Consider the following 19815-nt stretch of genomic DNA (forward strand, 5'->3'; position numbering starts at 1 on the left):
CCGCTCACCTCTTGCTGCGTTCTTCGAGAACGTAGCCCATCCCCCGAACTGTATGAATGAGCCTGGATTCAAACGGATCATCGATCTTGACTCGCAGACGCCTGATCGCGGCATCGACGACGTTTGTGTCGCTGCTGAAATTCATGTCCCACACCTGCGAAGCAATGAGCGCACGCGGGAGCACCTCCCCATTGCGACGCATGAGCAGCCAGAGCAGCGCAAACTCCTTCGCCGTCAGCAGGATCGTTTCGCCCTCGCGGGTTGCCTTGCGTCGCGTGAGATTCAGTTCGAGGTCTGCAACGACCACCACCGTCGCGTCCCGTGACTGGCCACGACGCAGGATCGATCGAACGCGTGCGAGCAGTTCCACGAAGTCAAAGGGTTTGGCAAGATAATCGTCCGCGCCGAGTTCCAGACCTTTGACCCGGTCGCCCACCTCGTCGCGCGCGGTCAGGAACAGCACCGGCGTCGAACGCGTGCGACGCAATTCCTCAAGTACGGACCAGCCATCGAGACCTGGAAGCATCACATCCAAAATGAGAAGGTCGTATTCCTCGCTCTGCGCCAAGTGCAATCCGGTCGGCCCATCGTGAACCCAGTCGACGCGAAATCCCGCCTCCTTCAATCCTTGCTGCAGATATCTTCCGGTCTTCTGTTCATCCTCAACGAGCAGAATGCGCATCGCTGTTAATCCTCCTTAACTGATTCAGAGGGCGGCCGGGTAAGCGTTCACGTTCGGCAACGCCCGTCATTTGCTCACGTCATGGGACGATGACTGGACTCTTTCGGCTCCGCGCCTCGTTCCTCCGGATGCGTGCGCTCGTAACGCTCCTTGTTGCGCTTTTTGCTCTCGGGAGTAGGCGGATATTCCCGCCGACGGAATGGCAACTCTCCTTCGCGCCAAGCCTGCTCGAGCTCTCGCCTCGCCTCTTCCCGTGTCTTACCTTGGCCGTCGGATACTCCTTGCGCCCGAGCGACCGTCGAGCCCGCGCACAAGGCGAACAGTGCGACCATCACGAGTCTTCTGTGCATGATTTCTCTCCCTTTATTCCTGCGCGAGGCTCCAGATAAGATGCGCATCGACGAGCAGTTCATGATTGCGACGCTGTGCATCAGCGCGCGCATCGAGCGCGGCGCGCGCAGCCTCCAGCGACTGGCGTCGCGCGATGAGAAGCGACTGCAGGTCGATTTCGCCGAGTTCGTAAGCGCGCTGCGACCGCCGCGCACCATCCGCCGCGATCACGGCGCCCTGTTCGGCGACTCTCCATCGCTGGACGCCGCCCACCGCTTCGAGATAGGTCTGCATGACTTCGCCCCCGAGCGTCTGGCGCTGCTGATCCATCGCGGCGCGGGCAGTCTCCGCTTCGTGCCTTGCTTGCATCTCCTTGTCCTTGCGATAGCCGCCCGGCAGCGGAATGGTCACGTTGATGCCGACGATGCGTTCGTTATTGCGCGCTTCCGTCGAACCATAAAGGCCGACAACGGGATCGGGAATTCGATCCTTGCTCGCTCGTTCCGCACTCAGCTTTGCTCGGTTCCACTCGGCTTCGAATACCCGGATCCGGTCGGCGCGCTCCAGGATGCGATCCCGCCATTGCGGTCCTTCCCACATCGGCGCAGTCGGGTCCGACAAGAACCCCGGCGGCACGGCAGCCTCCGGAAAACGCGTCTTCAGTTGAGTGCGCGCCGTTTCCAGTTGCGTGATCGCGAGACTGTGCTGACGCTGCACCTCGTACAGATCCGTGCGCGCGACGTTCTCGTCGAGTGCCGACGCGTCGCCTGCCTTCTTGCGGCGCTCGACCACCGATCGATTCTTCTCGGCAAAGGACACTTGTTCGGCAAGGAGCGCCTCATGTCCGCTCGCCGTGATGACATCGACCCAAAGCCGGGCCAATGCCCGCGCGGATTCGTGGCGGGCCTCGCCGAGCCTCGCCATGGCAACGTCCTGCTGGACGCCGCCCAATTGCCGGTCGAGACCTGCTTTGCCGTTGATGCGGATCGCGCGCTGAATCTGCACGAGGTACTCGTTCGAGTTCTCTCCCGTATCGCGGTAGCGGCGGCGCTGTGCCTGAAGCGTGGCGTTCCACTCGTTGCTCGACCGCGCGATGGCCGAGCCTTCATAACCCGCAGCATCGAGCGCGCTTCTCGCCTGCATGACGCTCAAATCGTTCTCGATCCACACGTTGGCTTGATCCGCAGGGGGCAGATCGTGTGGCGCGGCCAGTTCCTGAGCTGCTGCATTAATCGACGATAGCGCGAATGCAAGCACTATCGCCGTGACGAAAATGCTCTTCTTCACGCCAACTCTCCATTGATTGTCACGGGAATCGCCCAGTAGCGAAGTCCAACGCCCGCGAAACTGTTCTTTAGCAACGCGTTGAGTTCATCCAGCTCAGTCTTGTTCAACAGCACCTGGACCTGGATGGCCCGGCTGCGGCCCATCACTTGTTCGGCAAGCGCGAGCCGCGCGGGCGCCATGCCGTGGCTGTGCGTCGGGGTGCTGGTGAACAGGTCGCAGCCGGGCGTCGCCAGCAAGGTATCCAGCAGACGTTCCTCGACAGTCGGCGGGCAGATGATCGTCAGGCAATACTCATCCATGTTTGAATTCCTTCACTTCGGATAGATTGACCTTCGGCGCGCGCGGATTCGCGAAACGAAGATAGAGAATGGGCAACAGGATCAGCGTGAGTGCCGTGGCGGTAATCAGCCCGCCGATCACGACGATTGCGAGCGGCCGCTGGATCTCGGAGCCCGGGCCGCTCGCGAACAGCAGCGGGATCAAGCCGAACGCCGTGATCGACGCCGTCATGAGCACGGGCCGAAGTCGTCTGCGCGCGCCATCGACCACACACGTCATGAGGTCGTGCCCTTCCGCTCGCAACTGGTTGAAGTAGCTCACCAGCACCACGCCATTGAGCACGGCAATACCCAGCAGTGCGATGAAGCCAACGGATGCCGGCACTGACAGGTATTCGCCTGTCACCCAGAGCGCCACGATGCCGCCCACCAACGCGAAGGGAATATTGCTGAGGACCAGGAGCGCCTGACGAACCGAGCCAAACGTCGAGAACAGAATGACAAAAATGAAGCAGAGCGCGAGCGGCACGACGAGCGCAAGACGCGAAGCCGCCCGCTGTTGATTCTCGAACTGACCGCCCCAACTGATGCGATAGCCCTCCGGCAGCTTTACGTCTCTTGCGACCTGAGCCTTGGCGTCCTCCACGAACCCGACAAGATCCCGGCCGCTTACGTTCGCAATCACGACGCTATAGCGGCTTCCCATCTCGCGATCCACCTTCACCGGACCCGCATCACGCTGCAATTTCGCGACGGCCTGGAGCGGCACGCTATAGCCCTTCGGCGTGACCACGCTCAGGCTCTCGAACTCGGCCGGCGAGAGCCGCACGCGATCCGGGCCGCGTAGCAGAATCGGAATACGCCGCACGCCTTCGATCACGGTGCCCGCGCGCTGGCCTTCGATCTGCGTCCGAAGCGAATCCTGCACATCTTCCACAGACAACCCGTGCGCGCCGGCAGCGAGCCGGTCGACGGACACGCGCAGGTACTGCACGCCATCGTTTTCGACCGTGTACACGTCCTGGCTGCCCTGAACCTTCTTCATGACCGCTTCGATCTGGCTCGCCAGTTCATTGAGCGTCTTGAGATCGGGGCCGAACACCTTGATGGCCAGATCGCCGCGCACGCCGATGATCATCTCCGAGACGCGCATATCGATCGGCTGTGTGAAGCTGTAGCTGATGCCCGGCATTTCATTGAGCACGCCGCGAACCTTTTCGATCAGTTCGTCCTTGTTGGCAAGTTTCCATTCATCGCGCGGCTTGAGCACGAGAAACGTGTCCGTCTGGTTCAGGCCCATCGGGTCCAGACCGATTTCGTCAGAGCCCGCGCGCGCGACCACGCCGGTGATTTCGGGGATCTTCGTCATGAGCGCCTGGTGGATTTTCAGATCAAGCGCGGCGGTTTCTTCCAGACTCACCGAGGGCAGCTTTTCGATGCCGACGATCAGATCGCCTTCATCCATGGTGGGCAAGAATGTCTTCCCCACGAGCGTATAGACGAGAGCGGCGATCACGAGCATCGCGCCCGATACGGCGAACACGATGCGCTGACGCTCCATCGCACCCTTGAGCAACGGCTCGTAGAGGGCGAGGAGCTTGCGAACGAGCCAGGGCTCGGTATGCGGCACGTTCTTAAGCAGATATGAGGCGAGCACCGGGATGACGGTAAGCGAGAGAATCAGCGAACCAGTCAACGCGAAGACGATGGTCATCGCGACGGGCACAAAAAATTTGCCCTCAAGATCCTGAAGCGTAAGCAGCGGCAGGAATACGGTCACGATAATGAGCACGCCCGCCGCGACGGGCGCCGCAACCTCACTCACTGCGCGCAGGATCACGTGCAGACGTGGCAAGCGGCCGCCCGCGCGATCGTGGCTCAGATGCTGAACAATGTTCTCGACGACGACCACTGCCGCATCCACGAGCATTCCGAGCGCAATGGCGAGCCCGCCTAGACTCATGAGATTGGCGGACATGCCGACCAGACGCATCGCGATGAACGTCCAGAGCGCGGAGAGCGGAAGGATGAGCGCCACGGCAATGGCCGCGCGCGCGTTGCCGAGAAACGCGCCGAGCAGCACAAGCACCAGTACGGTCGCTTCGAGTAATGCCTTTGACACCGTGCCGACGGCCTTGTCGACGAGCGCTGCACGGTTATAGAACACGTTGATGGCGACGCCCTTGGGCAACGTGGGCTGCAATTCGTCGAGCTTGCGTGTGACACCCTCGACGACCTGCCTCGCATTCGCACCCGCCAGGCCCAACACCAATCCTTCGACGGCTTCGCCTTTGCCGTCCTTGGTCACGACACCATATCGCGTCACGCTGCCTTCGCGCACTTGCGCGACATCGGCAAGGCGTACGGGTGTGCCGTTCTCCGCGCTGATCACAATGGCGCGCAGGTCGTCGGCCGTCCGGATGCTGCCTTCCGCGCGCACGAGCAGCACTTCGTCGCCCTCGCCCAGGCGCCCGGAGCCATCATTGCGATTGTTGGCTTCGATCGCACGCTTGAGCGTCGCTGTCGAGAGGCCGAGCGCGCCGAGCCGCGCCGCATCTGGAACGATTTCAAAACTGCGCACCGTTCCACCCAGCGCGTTCACGTCGGCGACGCCGGGGACGGTACGCAGCGCCGGACGGATCACCCAGTCGAGCAGGCTGCGACGCTCATCGAGTGACATACCGGGCGCTTCGACGGTGAACATGAACATTTCACCGAGCGGCGTCGTGATCGGCGCCATCCCGCCAGACAGACCGGGCGGCAAGTCCGCCTGAATGTTGCCAAGCCGTTCAGCGACCTGCTGACGCGCCCAGTACACATCGGTGCCGTCCTGAAAGTCGACGGTGACGTCGACCAGCCCGTACTTCGATACCGAGCGCAGCATGCGCTGACGCGGAATACCGAGCATTTCGACTTCGATCGGTGCGGCGATGCGCGTCTCGACTTCTTCCGGCGTCATGCCCGGCGCCTTCATGATGATCTTCACCTGCGTGCTCGATACATCGGGGAAAGCGTCGATCGGGAGGGAACGGAACGAATACCATCCCAGCCCGGCGAGCAAGGCGGCCGCCAGCATCACGAACAGGCGCTGCGAAAGCGCGAATTGAATAAGGCGGTTCAGCATTTCATTCGCCTCCGCCCTTGCCAAGCCAGGCGGCCTTTAGCGCGATCACCGAAGTCACGGCGACATCCTGATCCGAGCGCAAGTTGCCAGTCACCTGAACTGCCTGTTCAGAGCTCGCCACTACGTTGACGGGCGTCGCCGAGAAGCCTTTGGGGCTTCGTACGAAGACGTAAGCCTTGCCGTCCTGACGCGTGATGGCGGAGAGCGGAAGCGCCCAACCCTGCTGATCGGCGAACGGCACTTGTGCCTGCACGACTTCACCCGGGCGAAGCGATTGCGCGCCGCTGGTGACGCGCGCCCGCAGGGTCAGCATCTGGCCGTCTCCGACCAGCGCGCCGACCGACTGGGGCGCTGCGATGACATCGCGCCCGACGACACGAATCTCGCCCGCCTTAGGAGCGACACGGTTGGACGGAATCTGGATGTCCAGCCACAACTCTTTTGGATCGGCGATGCGTACGAGGCTGTCTGACTCCCTGACGCGCTGGCCCGGCTTTGCATCCACGCCGATCACGAGGCCATCGCTTTTCGCGCGGATGGCCAGGACATCGTCGATACGTCCGCCGTCCGCGGCGCGCGTGATCGCGGCGGGATCGACCCCGAGGAAGCGCAGTTCGGTCTGTGCCTGCCTCATGCGAGCGGCATCCATTCGTGCCGTGCTCTCGGCTTCCTGCACGCGTCGCTCGGCGATGATGCCTTCTTCGAACAGCGCCTTCTCGCGCGCTAGTGTCTTCTGGGACAAACGGGCCTTGTCCGTGGCCTCCAAAAGCCTGAGCTGACGTTCACCGTAATCGCGGCTGACAAGGCGAACCAGGACTTGCCCTTTCTTCACTGGCTCCTGCCCGCTGACCAGCAAGCGATCGACGACGCCGTCAATCGGCGCGCTGACAACCTGCTCCTGGCTGGGAGGCAGGACGACCTTGGCGGGATAGGCAGCACCGTCGATCGGTGCGGGTTTCTTGAGGCGCTGTACTTTGACGCCCAAGGACTGCATCTGCGCGTGCGAAACTTCAAAATCCGCGGCGGGCGCCGTTGCTGCGTGACACGAGATAGCCTGCGCCGCAAAAAGCGCGCAGACGAGCGCGCGCGACCCGGCGCGCGATTGCCAAAGCAATTTCATGAGAACTCCGTTAGCTACCGGCCCAACAAGGGCGGTATTAAATGGGCGTCAGGGCATGACGCCTGCGAGTGCTTAGCTAACGAAGAAGGGAGGTGCGCGCCCGACGGGCCGCCAGTGTCTGGGAGTGGGTCGAACGATCAGACCGGATAGCGCACGCCAGGTCCTGCGCCCGGTGACGAGCCATGCAGCGCGCAAAGCCAGCGCGAGCAGCACTGCGATGGCCAGCACTGACTGAGAGTCAGACGCCGGCCTCTCGGTCGGCTCGGCAACGACAAGGGAATGACTGAAGCTCGAAGCTTCTTCTGCATGCATATGACGAGCCGCCGAGGCTGCCGGCTTCGCCGGAGCGCTGACCCAGCCCGACGGGCTACTCGTGCCGGAATTCGGACCATTGTGACCATGACCATGGAGCGGGGAACTCATCAGGTCCAGAGCAAGCAACACCATGACGACCCATCGAACAAAGGGCGATCGTGCGGCAGACCAGCCTGCGACAGACCTTGTTCGTTGAGAAAGCTTCATTCTTGGGTATCGGTGCTTGGTTGCGAATCTGGATGAGGCTCGGACCTTTGGCGCAGCCTTACATATCCCCTGCGGGAGGATGTGATTCTAGTGTAACGCTTTTGTAATGTCAACGAAAGTTGAGTCCATCACAAGAATCGTCGTGCAGCAAAGATCGTCCGAAATGCATCTCCGGTCACAATCTCATCCTATCCTCCCAGACAGGTTAGACTTATTAACTAGAGCGTAGCGGATATACAGCCGTACAGGCCGCAGTCATCGCGGGCGAGTCGCGCTGGGAACTGACATCCCTGCGTCGCGACGCAAAATCTGGAGCAACACGTGCTAGACGTTTTATCGAACCGGACATACCGGCATCTCTTCCTCGCGCAAATCATCGCGCTCGTCGGTACCGGGCTGGCGACAGTAGCGCTCGGCCTGCTCGCCTACAACCTCGCAGGCTCTCAGGCCGGAAGCGTCCTGGGCACGGCGCTCGCCATCAAAATGGTGGCGTATGTCGTCATTGCACCGATCGTCGGTGCATTTGCTAATCGCTTGCCGCGTCGAGCGTTTCTCGTCGCCATGGATCTCGTGCGCGCGGCCGTGGCCGTCTCGCTGCCCTTCGTGACCCAGGCTTGGCAAATCTACATTCTCATCTTCGTTTTGCAATCAGCCTCGGCTGCATTCACGCCGACGTTCCAGGCGACCATTCCTGACGTATTGCCCGACGAGAAGGATTACACGCGTGCGCTCTCGCTGTCCCGGCTTGCCTACGACATGGAGAGTCTTGTCAGCCCCATGCTGGCAGCTGCCTTGCTGACGGTGATCAGCTTTCATTGGCTGTTCGGCGGTACGGTCATCGGCTTTCTGTGCTCGGCGGCGCTCGTGGTGTCCGTGCGGATCCCGCAATCGCGTGCGGTCGAGATTGCAAGTGGCATCTATGCGAAAACGTTCCGCGGCATTTCTATCTATCTGCGCACGCCGCGCCTGCTGGGTCTGCTTGGACTGAATCTTTCCGCCGCAGCGGCCAGTTCCATGGTGATCGTCAATACCGTGGTCTATGTGGAAAACAAGCTCGGACGGCCGAGCTCCGACGTGCCGTTCGCTCTCGCTGCATTCGGTTTCGGATCGATGCTGATGGCGCTTCTGCTACCCCGGCTGCTGGATCAGCGTCCGGACCGCCCCGCCATGCTCTTCGGTTCTTCCCTAATGGCCGTGGCTCTCTGCGCCGGATCGATCCTCTCGGCAATCGGCGGCCCCAGCGAATGGCCCGCGTTCCTCGTGACCTGGTTCGTCATTGGACTGGGCTACTCGATGACTCTGACGCCAAGTGGCCGCCTGCTGCGGCGCTCGGCTTCCGCTTCCGACCGCCCTGCGGTATTCGCCGCGCAATTCTCGCTGTCTCATGTCTGCTGGCTGATTGCGTATCCGATCGCGGGCTTCGTTGGCGCGAAGATCGGCATGCCGTTGACGTTCGTCGTGCTCGCCTTGCTCACAGCGGTGGGCGTCGGCGTCGCATGGTGGTTGTGGCCGGCCAACGATCCGGACATCGTCGAGCACACGCACGCGGAGACGGAAGATGACGAACATTTCGCTTCGGGGCAAAAAACGGGAGCGACGGAACACGCACACGCGTTCAATATCGACGACAAGCATCCGAAGTGGCCGCGAAGCAAATGAAGACACGAGCACTGGAGGTTCTGCAATGACCGATACGCCTGGTCCTCTGCGCCTGTCGACCCGGGACGCTGGTTTCGAGGACGCCTTTCACGCCCGACTGCACTGGTCTGCCGCCACGGATCGCGCTATCGAAGCGGCGGTCGCCGATATTCTCTCGGACGTGCAAGCACGCGGCGATGAAGCCGTTCTTGAATACACGTGTCGTTTCGATGGCTTCACGCCTGCGACGATGATTGACCTTGAGGTGAGCCAGCGGGATATGAAACTCGCCTTCGACCAGCTTCCGGGGCAGCAAGATGCGCTGGAGAAAGCGGCGCATCGCATCAGGACTTATCACGAAGCGCAGAAGCGGGCGTGCGGCCAAGGCTGGAGCATTCGAGACGAAAACGGCAGTCTGTTGGGACAGAAGGTGACGCCGTTGGATCGTGTTGGCATCTATGTTCCCGGCGGACGTGCCGCCTATCCCTCCAGTGTTTTGATGAACGCGATACCGGCGCACGTCGCGGGCGTCGAGGAAATCGTGATGGTCGTCCCCACGCCGAAGGGCGAGCGCAACGCGCTGGTGCTGGCCGCCGCTTACGTCGCGGGGGTAAATCGCGTATTGACGATCGGCGGTGCACAAGCGATTGCCGCGCTTGCTTATGGCACGGCCTCGCTGCCGGCGGTCGACAAGATCACAGGGCCCGGAAACGCTTATGTCGCGGCGGCAAAACGTCGTGTGTTTGGAACCGTGGGTATCGACATGATTGCCGGGCCGAGCGAAATTTTAGTGCTCGCCGACGGAACCACACCGCCCGATTGGGTAGCGATGGACCTGTTCTCGCAGGCCGAGCATGATGAACTCGCGCAGAGCATCCTGCTTTGTCCGGATGCCGCGTATCTCGACATGGTGCAAGCGGAAATGGCGCGCCTGCTGCCTTCCATGCCGCGCCGGGAGATCATCCTCGCCTCGTTGAACAACCGCGGTGCGCTGATCCTCACCCGAGACATGGAAGAGGCGTGTGCGCTCAGCAATCGGGTAGCACCCGAACACCTCGAGATTGCCAGTCACGACCCGGGTCGATGGGAACCCCTGTTGAAGCATGCGGGAGCGATCTTCCTCGGCGCATGGACGAGCGAAAGCCTCGGTGACTATTGCGCAGGACCCAATCACGTCCTGCCGACGCAGCGCACGTCGCGATTCTCCAGTCCGCTCGGGGTCTACGACTTTCAAAAACGAAGCAGCATCATCGAGGTGAGCCAGACAGGCGCGCAAGCCTTGGGAGAAATCGCATCGGTGCTTGCGGAAGGCGAGGGTCTACGAGCGCACGCCTGCGCCGCACGGATGCGCATGAGAGTTTCCGCTCCGAAGAGCTGAGCTACGACGTTCGCATGGCACGGCGGGCTTGACTTCGATGGGCATCGATCTTGGACCACATTTGTCGGTGCGCCACGAGGACATCGACACTGTGCCTCGCATTGCGCTTGAGCGCCGGAAATCTGAGCTCGACAGGACGGCGAACAGCTCGCACCTTCAACCGCTGTAGCGTACTGCTGAGCAGATCGCGAAGTGATCAGAAAATACGCGTTGGCGCTTGTTTCACAAACCCTGATCAGTGGGCGAGAACGTCGCAACAACTGTCTCGTCTCGACGCGCGGCAGCATCTAGCGCCGCTTTTTGCTCCAGCAACTTTCTCCTTGTGCGACGCGCCTTCATTTCAAGCATTGCTGAAGTTGCAATGCATCCACCATGCACAAGGACTGCGACTCCAAGTATGCAAACGAATAATTTTGCTGCGGAAGATATGCCGGTCCACTGCAGGCGTGCATAGATAGCCCACAGGGAGGCAACGATGAAAACTGCAATGTCCGCAATCAGAACGCCGGTCATCTTGCCTCGAACCTGCCGCAGAGCCTGCCGGGATCATGCTCTGCGAGCGCTGCGGCAAGTTCGCGCTGCATGTATTCCCATTCCGGGAACGTGGATCGCAATATAGCTCAGACTTATCTGGCTTGGTGAACGATCTCTGCATATGGATGCAGGATCCCGGCGGACTGCCGCCACGTTGTCACAGTTTGAGGCCATGCGACCCGGTCAGGTGCTGACCGGCAGATATCCGGGCGTACATGTGCCCCAGCATTGAGGGAGTAGTTATGGAAGCAAAGGCCTTGGTCATCATGTTAATCCCGTCCGCGGCTGTGATCTCGGCAGGCTTGCTTGGCGCGACGCGATCGCTATCGAACTTGTGGCGTAGCGCGGTTCAGCACTTCGCAGCCGGCGTTGTCTTCGCGGCCATTGCGACTGAGATCATTCCTGACGTGATGCGTGCCGGAACCCCCGGTTCGGCGCTCGCTGGCTTCGCAGCCGGCGTCGCTGCCATGTTTGCGATGCGCTGGCTGGCGGATCGACTCGAGGCAAAAGATAGCGGCACCGCTATACTGCCGCTCGGCTTTCTGGCTGCGGTATCAATCGACTGCGTGATCGATGGGGTCGTGATCGGCACCGGCTTCGCGGTCGGTGCCCGACAAGGCGTGCTGGTCGCGGCATCGCTCGCACTGGAGATGTTCTTTCTTGGCCTAGCGACCGCGAACACGATGCGTGGCGGCGGCACCGGCGTTGCCACGGTCGTTGCGACCTGTATCGGCCTTGCGCTGATCCTCGGCCTGTCGGCCGTAGTCGGCCTCACCCTGCTGGCAGGCGCGCCCGCAGCAATTCTCACGACCCTGCTCGCATTCGGCTCGGCGGCTCTACTCTACCTGGTCACGGAGGAGTTACTCATCCGGGCGCATGATTTGGGCGAGACGCGCCTCGTGACTTCGCTCTTCTTTCTCGGTTTCATGGCCGTCTTCGCGGCAGAACTCCTTTCGTGAGTTGCGATCTGTTGGCGGACAAGTCTGCTTCGTTGGAAGCTGCCCAACAGCTACGAATCTGGCTGCTTATTGCGGCGGGCGGCCCCGCGTTCCAGAGTAAAAGCCACACCCGCGTCGGTAGGTCTTCCCGTCGATAAACCGCCGCAATTCAACCCGTCGGCTCCCGTTCGGGCAGTCTCACGCCTCCGTCAATGAACACTGATCGCGGCTCAATCTTGATCGGCGCGTGCCATAAAACTCACTCCGATCACGATTGCTTTCTTCGGCGTGAGGTTGGACAGTCCGTTGACAAGGGCGGAGCAGCCGTTTGAGTGTCCGCGCGCATGCGCCGGCGAGCGGCAGAAACTGGCCGATCAGGGTCCGATGCTGACCGGCGCAACTCGACCCATAAGGGACCCTCGAACGCTTTATGCCCCGCGTCCGAAAAATCAAGTGAAACAGTCATTCGCGGAATCAAGCGAGCCAACGGTCCCTTGGCGAGCGTGGAATGTGTTCAGGCAATTCTCGTAGCCTGATACTGGCTGCACGCCCCCCGCCAGGGGTGGGGAAGATCTTGTGTCAATCGGGTCTACTTTTGGGTATGAGCGATTCGTTCGCCTGACGGAGACTAGGCATGAAGACAAGAATCACCGAACTGCTCGGGGTCCAATACCCGATTGTCGAAGGCGGCATGCAGTGGGTAGGACGCGCGGAACTGGCGGCAGCCGTCTCCAACGCGGGCGCCTTTGGCATGGTGACGGCGCGCAGCCTTCCGACGCCGGAGGACCTGCTCAAGGAGGTTCACCGGACTCGCGAGTTGACCGACAAGCCATTTGGCATCAACCTCACCCTCTCGCTAATGGCGCATGACGTGTCCTACGACGGCTGGCTGGACGCGATCATCGAGAGTGGCGTGAGAGTGGTGGAGACCGCGGGTAACAAACCGCATTTAGTGATCGACCGACTCAAGTCGCACGGGATCAGGATCATTCACAAGTGCACTTCGGTGCGCCACGCGCTGTCGGCCGAACAGGCTGGTGTGGATGTGATTTCGATCGATGCATTCGAAGCCGCCGGCCATCCAGGCGAAGACGACGTGCCCGGCATGGTTTTGATCCCGGCCGCACGGCGCAAGCTCAAAATTCCGATGCTCGCGTCAGGCGGGATCGCCGATGGAAGAAGCATGGCAGCAGCATTGGCGCTTGGCGCCGACGGAGTGAATATAGGGACCCGCTTCATGCTCACGCGCGAAAGCGCAATTCATGAGAACGTGAAGCAGACACTCGTCGCGGCCAGTGAACTCGACACGACGCTGATCAAGCGCACCCTCAAGCGGACCGCGCGCTTCTATGCGAATGTGGTGTCTGAGGAGATTGTCGCGCTCGAACGCCGGCCGGGAGGTGCGACCTATGACGATCTGAAAGATCTGTTGTCTGGCAACCGGGGTAACCAAGCGCTGGCAGCGGGCAACATCGATGGTGGACTGATCTGCGCCAGTCAGGTGATCGGCTTGATCGACGACATTCCCAATTGTGCCGAGTTGGTTTCGCGTATGGTTGCCGATTGCCGCGCCAGCCTTGAAGATGGACTGCGCACTTTCCGCAGCTAGTAACCGTAGGTGACCTACGGTCGCGCCGCAAGCTGTCGCGATCGTCCTTTTTATGGCGGCGGATTCAACCGGTCGATGCAACACAATGACCGCTCCGGCATTTAAGACGACCGCCATGCTTTTAGCGGCAGCCTCTTGCTCAGTTGAAGTCGGACGCATGTAGCACAATTCGGCTGCCATCTGCGCGCCGTAGCTTTCCTTCCGCTATCTCGGCGATGCGAGACTGGTTTAATTCGAAAGCTAACAGCAATTCGTCGCGTTGCTGACTGCACGTTCCGAAGCCACGACAGGCTGCATCGAACGAGAGCGTGAATGCCACGTAGCCTCGGTGCAGACAAAAGGCAGAAAACAGAACGCCGTCCTGAGGCGAGAAGATCGGAGGGGTGAACCTAACACTGTCCGACGAACCGGACTCAACAATTTCCGCAGCCATAGATCCCTCCAAATTCATCTGAAGACTCGCTCGTCACGACCCGCTCAGAGCGCGCGGCCCCATATTAGCTTGAACGCTGAAGCAAAAAGGATCTTGCAGGCGGGCCTTGCGGCTCACCGAGCACCGAACGCCGGGTAACGCGCTGGGAGCACGAAGGATTGCTCGATGAGATGCAGGTCCGGCTTGATCTCGCCCCGGACATGATGCGTGCCTGGGCGACTGAAGTCCAGTTCAACACGATTTTCGTGCGCACAACGGTCCCTTGCCTTTGAGATGAACCCGCCCCGTAATACGTGCTGAATGTCGGCCATCGGTGTAACGGGCATCCTTCGGATTGCCTGTTCACCACCGGAGAGAACGAAATGGCTGAGGAACTACCCTTGAATCTGGTTGCAATTGATGTCGGTCGTTACTGGAATGCCGTGCTGATGGGACGGGCAAGAGGCAAGAAGCAGAGCTTCCGGATGGATAACAGGGCAGCAGACTTTGAGCGGCTGCCGAGCTCAACACAGTGCTGGCGTGCAACCATCGAGAGCGACTGCCTGGCTCGAAACTCTCTCGCACTATCGTCAGCTTCTCTTCCGCTGACCACTGTCGCCGGCGCTCTGGCCCCGTCAACACTTCCATCACTTCTAGCTTGATAGTCAAAAAGCACTGTCGTACGCCTACCGCTATTTTAAGTGCAAGATCGTCGGCCGCGGTGACGCTTCGTAGGCGCTCTTTTCGGGGTCCAGTCCTAGACGAGATGGCACTGCACGCTCGTAACAATTGCTCCATGGATGTGCCATCGCCGATCGCTACGATTGTCATGCTGCTTTACGTGTCATGAACTAGTCTGTTTGGAAGCAGGATCACACGGGATTGCGCCATGCCAGAACTTTCTTTTCCACAAGTCGATACAACAAACGGCAGAAATCGACTGTTAAGTTTGATTGTTTTCTTGGTCGTCATCGCAGTCGGCCTGCTCTACGTCATCATTCATCTCGTAGGTGATCTTCAACCGCTCCAGCGAGGCTCTGCGCTTCCCTACCTGTTACTTGCAATCGCGCTGCTGATCGCCCTCGGCTTCGAGTTCGTAAATGGATTTCACGACACCGCAAATGCAGTCGCGACTGTGATCTACACACACTCGCTTGCACCAAACTTCGCCGTAATTTGGTCAGGCGCGTGGAACTTTCTGGGCGTGCTTACCTCGAGTGGCGCGGTCGCCTTCGGTATCTTGCAGCTCTTGCCGGTCGAGTTGATCTTGCAGGTGGGTAGCAGCGGAGGTTTCGCGATGGTATTCGCACTACTCATCGCGGCAATCATCTGGAATCTCGGCACATGGTATTTCGGCTTACCTTCCTCCAGTTCCCACACACTTATCGGCTCCATTATCGGCGTGGGGCTGATGAATCAGATGATGCACGGTCCCAGCGGGACCAGTGGCGTTGATTGGGGGCAAGCACTTGGTGTCGGCAAATCGCTGCTCTTCTCCCCCATCATAGGATTTCTGGCGGCAGGCCTTCTGCTTCTTATCCTCAAGGCAGTCGTAAAGATCCCGGCGCTTTACACCGCACCATCAGGAAACACGCCCCCGCCATTCTGGATCCGTAGCCTTCTTATCTTGACCTGCACGGGGGTATCGTTTGCCCATGGGTCGAACGATGGTCAGAAAGGCATGGGACTCATTATGCTCATTCTGATCGGGACTGTTCCAACTGCCTATGCGCTTAACAAAGCTGTCACGACCGAAGAAACGCAGACGTTCGTTTCCGTCGCTCGCGATGCATCCGCGGCTATTGCCCGATATTCGAACGGCGCTGCGTCGTCGGCAAATCCGCGTCAGGACGTCGAGCTATACGTGCAAACGCACCAGCTTACCCCAGCTACCATCCCGGCGCTTCAGCAGTTGATCGCTTTGATAGGCCGGGAGGTCGACGCATCGGGCGGATCGCTCGCCAATGTTCCAAAAGACAGCGTCGACAATGTCCGGAATAACATGTATGTCGCCTCGGAAGCTATCCGCTTGATGGAGAAAGCCAAGCGGCCTGCTTTCTCTGACGCAGACCTCAAGACTATCGATAACTTCAAAAAGCAAACTGACCATGCCACCAAGTTCATCCCGACATGGGTCAAGGTGGCGGTTGCGATTGCGCTGGGACTCGGGACAATGGTGGGCTGGAAGCGCATCGTCGTTACCGTAGGCGAAAAGATCGGCAAGCAGCATCTAACCTACGGTCAGGGTGCCTCGGCTGAGCTTGTTGCGATGTTGACGATTGGTGCCGCAGACATGTATGGCTTGCCTGTTTCTACAACTCATGTGCTGTCGTCTGGTGTCGCAGGAACAATGGCCGCGAATGGTTCAGGGCTGCAGTGGGACACCGTCCGCAACCTTGTGCTCGCATGGGTCCTCACCTTGCCGGCGTCGATCGCGCTGGCCGCCGCGCTCTACTGGCTATTTAGGTTCGTTTTCTGAGACTCGTAGCAGCCTCTCATAAATTTCGTGTTCGAGGCATGACATGTACGAAAAGGAGCACGTATGCCTCGCAAGCCGAAAGCCGTGAAGCGTATCCGATGGCCGACAATTTCGCTTCGGCTTTAGCCGACGTTCATTGATGCACGCTGGGACGGCTGTCGTCCGGACAACGATCCTTCACGGCGCCACCCCATCGAACGCTTCCTCCTCAAAAGTCGAATATACAAATTCGACCCAATTCAGCCGTCCAGCCTACGCTCCTTTCGATGACGGCTTCCAAGGGTACTGCGGACGATTGACCGGGCGAGGATGCAGCACGGTCGCCCGTTACAGGAGTGGACTTGATCGATAGAGCCTTGCCGGATGCGAGAACGCGACGACAAAAGCACCGGGCCAATTACGTATCATGTCCGATACTCGCCGCCGCGTCGTTCCATCGCTTCACGTGCGGAGCGCCTTAACACCTACCGGTTGTGAAGAACGCCGCGCACCGATAAATAGCAGTGCCGCGAGTACGACAACACCGCTTAGCAGGATCAGTCCGGCAACGCCAGATCCGAAGCTCGCGTCGGCCCACGCCTTCACGTTCGGAGAGACGAAGTTGCCGATGTTGCCGATCGTGTTGACCATCGCGACGCCGGAGACAACCGCCATGCCGCCGAGGTAGTTTGTAAGCATCGACCAGAAGATTGGCTGGACGGCCCACAGGCCTGCTACCGCGAGGCACAACGCGATCATGGACACCAGCGGAGACGCACCTGCCGAGACGAACATCGATAGTGCGGCGACAAGCAGGCTCGCGCAGCCAAAGCTAATCAATCTGTTTCCGCGTGCCGCCCATCTCGGCACGGCAAAGGTCGCGATGAGCGCGCATGTCCAGGGAATCGCAACCACAAATCCCACGAGCGCATTCGGTCCAGTACCGAGCAGCTTGCCCACGAAGGTCGGAAGGTAGAACACGACCACCGACACGCCCATCTGGATGAGAAAGAAGATCAGGCCGAAGTACAGCACGGTCCGATCGGAGAGTGCGGACCCAGCGCCGTGAGGGCCGTGTGAAATCTTCGACGATTGCTCCGCCTCGAGCACAGCAAGCAGCTCGCGTTTTTCATCGGAATCGAGCCAGCTGGCGTCGGCCGGCTTGTCATCGAGATAGAAGTAGGCCCATACGCCGACAGCAGTCGCCGCAAGTCCTTCAAGCATGAACATCCACTGATAGCCGTGCAATCCAAGCACACCGTCGAAACGCAGCAGATAACCGGACAGCGGCGAACCAAACATAAACGCGAGCGGCGCGCCGAAGTAGAAAAGACCCATGACCTTTGCGCGGGTGCGATCCGGAAACCAGTAGGTCAGGTACAGAATCACGCCGGGAAAGAAGCCCGCTTCGCACGCCCCCAGAATGAAACGCAACGTGTAGAAGCTTGTCGAACCCTGCACGAACATGGTCGCTGCCGACACGAGACCCCATGTCACCATAATCCGGCACATCCAGACGCGCGCGCCCACTTTGTGCATAGCTAGATTGCTCGGGATCTCGAGCAGGACATACGCAATGAAAAAGATGCTGGCGCCAAACGCGAACGCCGCATCGGAAATGCCGACGACGTCGTGCAAGGCCTGTTTCGCGAAACCCACATTGGCGCGGTCCAGAAATGCCAGCACGTACATCAGAAGCAGAAAGGGTATGAGGCGTTTGGTCGACTTTCGGACGGCGCGGTCGGCAGCCGTCGTGCCATTGATGGCGACTTCCATGATTGTCTCCTCCAGTGAGGTCGGTCCGCGTGCCGCGAACCTTGTTGAATTGGCAAACCTTATGCGGCGTTCCACGCCGCGCGCAGGAATGCCACGCTCTCGCGCATCGACGCCAACGGTTCACCTTTGAAACCGCATTCGGCACTGAGCAGGCCCTGATAACCGCATGCTTTGAGATGCCCGAGAAACGTCGGGTAGTCGTACGAACCCGTGCCTGGATTCAGCCGGCCACTGTCGGCGAGATGGATGTGCGCGAGCCATGCGCAGTGCTCGCGCAATTCATCAAGTGACTCGGCTTCTTCGTCCATGTGGTAGAAATCCGCGAGGCCGCGCACCTCTTTCCGATTCAGCGTTTTTGCCAGCCGCGCTCCATCGGCGACGCTGTTCACCAGATTCGACTCCTTGCGATTCAATGGCTCGATCACCAGCGTCGTGCCGCTGCCCTGCAAGGCGTCGGCGCACCAAGCGAGCGTCGTCAGAAATTCGTCTTCAGCCTGAGCCTGAGTCCAGCCTTCCGGAATGTTGCGCGTCCAGCCGCTGCCGAGCACGACGACGCGCGCTCGGGCCTGCGCCAGCAGTTCCACCACACGATCGAAATAGGCGCGATTGCGGCGCTCATCCTTCTCCGGTCCGACGATGCGCGCATCGTGGGGAAAGAGATAACTGAACGCAAGCGCGGGCAACGGCAAATCACTGACGCGTGCCTTGGCCTCGTCGAACGCTGCATCGTCTTCGAGCTTCATCGGCACAAGCTGCGCCTCGATGTAGTCGAGCCCAGCTTCTTTCATCAATGCAGCGTTCTGCAGGGGCCCACACCAGCCGAATTGAGGGGTCTTCGTCATATCGTCTCCTTGGTTTTCGATGAGTTCAGTAGCTCAGTTTCGCGACCGAGCGCAGCACTTCCGGCGTGGTTGTCGGAAAGCCGAAGAACTCGAGGTAAGCGGGAATCTGCTCGAACAGCATGTCGGAGCCGACCTGGAAACGGCAGCCGCGCGCCTGCACGGCCTTGAGAAACGCCGTCATTTCCGTCTTCATCACGACTTCTCCGACGAAGGTGTCCGGCGCGATGCGCTCAACATCGACCGGTAACGGATCGCCGTCGTTCATGCCCATCGGCGTTGCATTCACGACAAGGTCGTAACCCGCCGGGTCGTTGCTGCCCGTCGTGACTTCGAGCCTCGGGTAATGGGCCGTGAGACGCTCTTTCAGCCCCAACGCCGTTTCGGTCCGCGCATCGAAAAGACTGAGCCAAGCCACGCCTGCTGCGGCCAGCGATGCGGCAATCGCCGACCCCACGCCGCCGCAGCCGACGACCAGCACCCGCGCGCCTTCGAGCTTGCAACCCTTGCGTCGCACGCCCCGCACGAAGCCTTCGCCGTCGAACATGTCGCCGATGAGTCGTCCGTCATCCGCGCGCCGCACTGCGTTGCACGATCCAGCGATCTTCACGGTGGGCGAAGCGTCGTCGAGCAGGCCAACGGTCGTCACCTTGTGCGGCATCGTGACAAGCGCGCCACGAGTGTTTTCGAGAGAAAAGATCGACTTCAGGAAGGTCGGGAAATGCTCGGGTTTACAGCCCATCGGTACGACGACGGCGTTCACACCGGCGTGTTCGAAGTAAGGGTTGTAGATCATCGGCGACTTGAAGGCGTGGGTCGGATAGCCGATGTGGGCGATGAGCCCGGTATTGCCATTGATCATGCTCGTCTCCGTTATCAAAGCATGATCG

The 19815-nt window shown here is 60.2% G+C and carries 15 protein-coding genes and 1 pseudogene; 5 read left to right on the forward strand and 11 right to left on the reverse strand.

Features of this window, described 5'->3' with window-relative positions:
* Positions 1–4: 4 nt before the first annotated feature.
* The 6 genes from irlR to NOV72_RS06910 all read right to left on the reverse strand — a co-directional run bounded on the left by irlR (position 5) and on the right by NOV72_RS06910 (position 6821).
* Positions 5–682 (reverse strand): heavy metal response regulator transcription factor IrlR, encoded by a 678-nt coding sequence (irlR, locus tag NOV72_RS06885; RefSeq protein ID WP_106853854.1) that lies wholly within the window; start codon positions 680–682, stop codon positions 5–7.
* 74 nt (positions 683–756) lie between these two features.
* On the reverse strand, positions 757–1125 hold the full coding sequence (locus NOV72_RS06890; RefSeq protein WP_146149948.1) for a DUF4148 domain-containing protein: 369 nt from the start codon (positions 1123–1125) through the stop codon (positions 757–759).
* Complete coding sequence (locus NOV72_RS06895; protein WP_106853856.1) at positions 1046–2299, reverse strand: TolC family protein; 1254 nt, start codon at positions 2297–2299, stop codon at positions 1046–1048. Before NOV72_RS06895 ends, NOV72_RS06890 begins: the two co-directional genes overlap by 80 nt.
* A complete protein-coding gene (locus NOV72_RS06900) occupies positions 2296–2598 on the reverse strand; it encodes a DUF3240 family protein (protein ID WP_106853857.1) in 303 nt (100 codons plus the stop codon). Before NOV72_RS06900 ends, NOV72_RS06895 begins: the two co-directional genes overlap by 4 nt.
* The gene (locus NOV72_RS06905) at positions 2591–5701 is read right to left on the reverse strand and encodes an efflux RND transporter permease subunit (RefSeq protein WP_106853858.1); all 3111 of its coding nucleotides are present in this window, start codon (positions 5699–5701) and stop codon (positions 2591–2593) included. Before NOV72_RS06905 ends, NOV72_RS06900 begins: the two co-directional genes overlap by 8 nt.
* A 1-nt stretch (position 5702) precedes the next feature.
* On the reverse strand, positions 5703–6821 hold the full coding sequence (locus tag NOV72_RS06910) for an efflux RND transporter periplasmic adaptor subunit (protein WP_106853859.1): 1119 nt from the start codon (positions 6819–6821) through the stop codon (positions 5703–5705).
* An 843-nt stretch (positions 6822–7664) separates the two neighbouring features.
* Here NOV72_RS06910 and NOV72_RS06915 point away from each other — a divergent pair.
* The gene (locus NOV72_RS06915; RefSeq protein WP_106853860.1) at positions 7665–9002 is read left to right on the forward strand and encodes an MFS transporter; all 1338 of its coding nucleotides are present in this window, start codon (positions 7665–7667) and stop codon (positions 9000–9002) included.
* A gap of 25 nt (positions 9003–9027) precedes the next feature.
* The gene (gene hisD / locus NOV72_RS06920) at positions 9028–10359 is read left to right on the forward strand and encodes a histidinol dehydrogenase (protein ID WP_106853861.1); all 1332 of its coding nucleotides are present in this window, start codon (positions 9028–9030) and stop codon (positions 10357–10359) included.
* Positions 10360–10581: 222 nt separating this feature from the next.
* On the opposite strand, the gene NOV72_RS31840 is transcribed toward hisD, so the two are convergent.
* On the reverse strand, positions 10582–10872 hold the full coding sequence (locus NOV72_RS31840) for a hypothetical protein (RefSeq protein WP_146149949.1): 291 nt from the start codon (positions 10870–10872) through the stop codon (positions 10582–10584).
* Between the two features lie 263 nt (positions 10873–11135).
* On the opposite strand from NOV72_RS31840, the gene NOV72_RS06925 reads away from it, so the two are divergent.
* Entirely contained in the window at positions 11136–11852 is a 717-nt protein-coding gene (locus tag NOV72_RS06925) for a ZIP family metal transporter (RefSeq protein ID WP_106853862.1), read from the forward strand.
* Between the two features lie 613 nt (positions 11853–12465).
* Complete coding sequence (locus NOV72_RS06930) at positions 12466–13440, forward strand: NAD(P)H-dependent flavin oxidoreductase (RefSeq protein WP_106853863.1); 975 nt, start codon at positions 12466–12468, stop codon at positions 13438–13440.
* 938 nt (positions 13441–14378) lie between these two features.
* Here NOV72_RS06930 and NOV72_RS06940 read toward each other — a convergent pair.
* Positions 14379–14500: pseudogene (locus NOV72_RS06940) on the reverse strand (transposase); the annotation flags it as partial.
* 241 nt (positions 14501–14741) lie between these two features.
* On the opposite strand from NOV72_RS06940, the gene NOV72_RS06945 reads away from it, so the two are divergent.
* Entirely contained in the window at positions 14742–16331 is a 1590-nt protein-coding gene (locus NOV72_RS06945) for an inorganic phosphate transporter (protein WP_106853865.1), read from the forward strand.
* Positions 16332–16772: 441 nt separating this feature from the next.
* On the opposite strand, the gene NOV72_RS06950 is transcribed toward NOV72_RS06945, so the two are convergent.
* From NOV72_RS06950 to NOV72_RS06960, 3 genes are read right to left on the reverse strand one after another with little or no spacing between them, the layout of a single operon-like run.
* On the reverse strand, positions 16773–18086 hold the full coding sequence (locus NOV72_RS06950; RefSeq protein WP_106853866.1) for an MFS transporter: 1314 nt from the start codon (positions 18084–18086) through the stop codon (positions 16773–16775).
* A 59-nt stretch (positions 18087–18145) separates the two neighbouring features.
* The gene (locus NOV72_RS06955) at positions 18146–18928 is read right to left on the reverse strand and encodes a sugar phosphate isomerase/epimerase family protein (protein WP_106853867.1); all 783 of its coding nucleotides are present in this window, start codon (positions 18926–18928) and stop codon (positions 18146–18148) included.
* Between the two features lie 25 nt (positions 18929–18953).
* Positions 18954–19787: a shikimate dehydrogenase family protein gene (locus tag NOV72_RS06960; RefSeq protein ID WP_106853868.1), complete on the reverse strand. Its 834-nt coding sequence runs from the start codon at positions 19785–19787 to the stop codon at positions 18954–18956.
* Positions 19788–19815 lie beyond the last annotated feature (28 nt).

Origin of the sequence: Caballeronia novacaledonica (assembly GCF_900258035.1) — a bacterium.
Classification (GTDB): Bacteria; Pseudomonadota; Gammaproteobacteria; order Burkholderiales; family Burkholderiaceae; genus Caballeronia; species Caballeronia novacaledonica.

Excerpts from the sequence above, each read along its gene's own strand:
- irlR (WP_106853854.1), bottom strand. The coding sequence starts at position 682 with ATGCGCATTCTGCTCGTTGAGGATGAACAGAAGACCGGAAGATATCTG.
- NOV72_RS31840 (WP_146149949.1), bottom strand. The coding sequence starts at position 10,872 with ATGACCGGCGTTCTGATTGCGGACATTGCAGTTTTCATCGTTGCCTCC.
- NOV72_RS06910 (WP_106853859.1), bottom strand. The coding sequence starts at position 6,821 with ATGAAATTGCTTTGGCAATCGCGCGCCGGGTCGCGCGCGCTCGTCTGC.
- hisD (WP_106853861.1), top strand. The coding sequence starts at position 9,028 with ATGACCGATACGCCTGGTCCTCTGCGCCTGTCGACCCGGGACGCTGGT.
- NOV72_RS06890 (WP_146149948.1), bottom strand. The coding sequence starts at position 1,125 with ATGCGCGCGCTGATGCACAGCGTCGCAATCATGAACTGCTCGTCGATG.
- NOV72_RS06905 (WP_106853858.1), bottom strand. The coding sequence starts at position 5,701 with ATGCTGAACCGCCTTATTCAATTCGCGCTTTCGCAGCGCCTGTTCGTG.
- NOV72_RS06930 (WP_106853863.1), top strand. The coding sequence starts at position 12,466 with ATGAAGACAAGAATCACCGAACTGCTCGGGGTCCAATACCCGATTGTC.
- NOV72_RS06900 (WP_106853857.1), bottom strand. The coding sequence starts at position 2,598 with ATGGATGAGTATTGCCTGACGATCATCTGCCCGCCGACTGTCGAGGAA.
- NOV72_RS06950 (WP_106853866.1), bottom strand. The coding sequence starts at position 18,086 with ATGGAAGTCGCCATCAATGGCACGACGGCTGCCGACCGCGCCGTCCGA.
- NOV72_RS06955 (WP_106853867.1), bottom strand. The coding sequence starts at position 18,928 with ATGACGAAGACCCCTCAATTCGGCTGGTGTGGGCCCCTGCAGAACGCT.
- NOV72_RS06925 (WP_106853862.1), top strand. The coding sequence starts at position 11,136 with ATGGAAGCAAAGGCCTTGGTCATCATGTTAATCCCGTCCGCGGCTGTG.
- NOV72_RS06960 (WP_106853868.1), bottom strand. The coding sequence starts at position 19,787 with ATGATCAATGGCAATACCGGGCTCATCGCCCACATCGGCTATCCGACC.
- NOV72_RS06945 (WP_106853865.1), top strand. The coding sequence starts at position 14,742 with ATGCCAGAACTTTCTTTTCCACAAGTCGATACAACAAACGGCAGAAAT.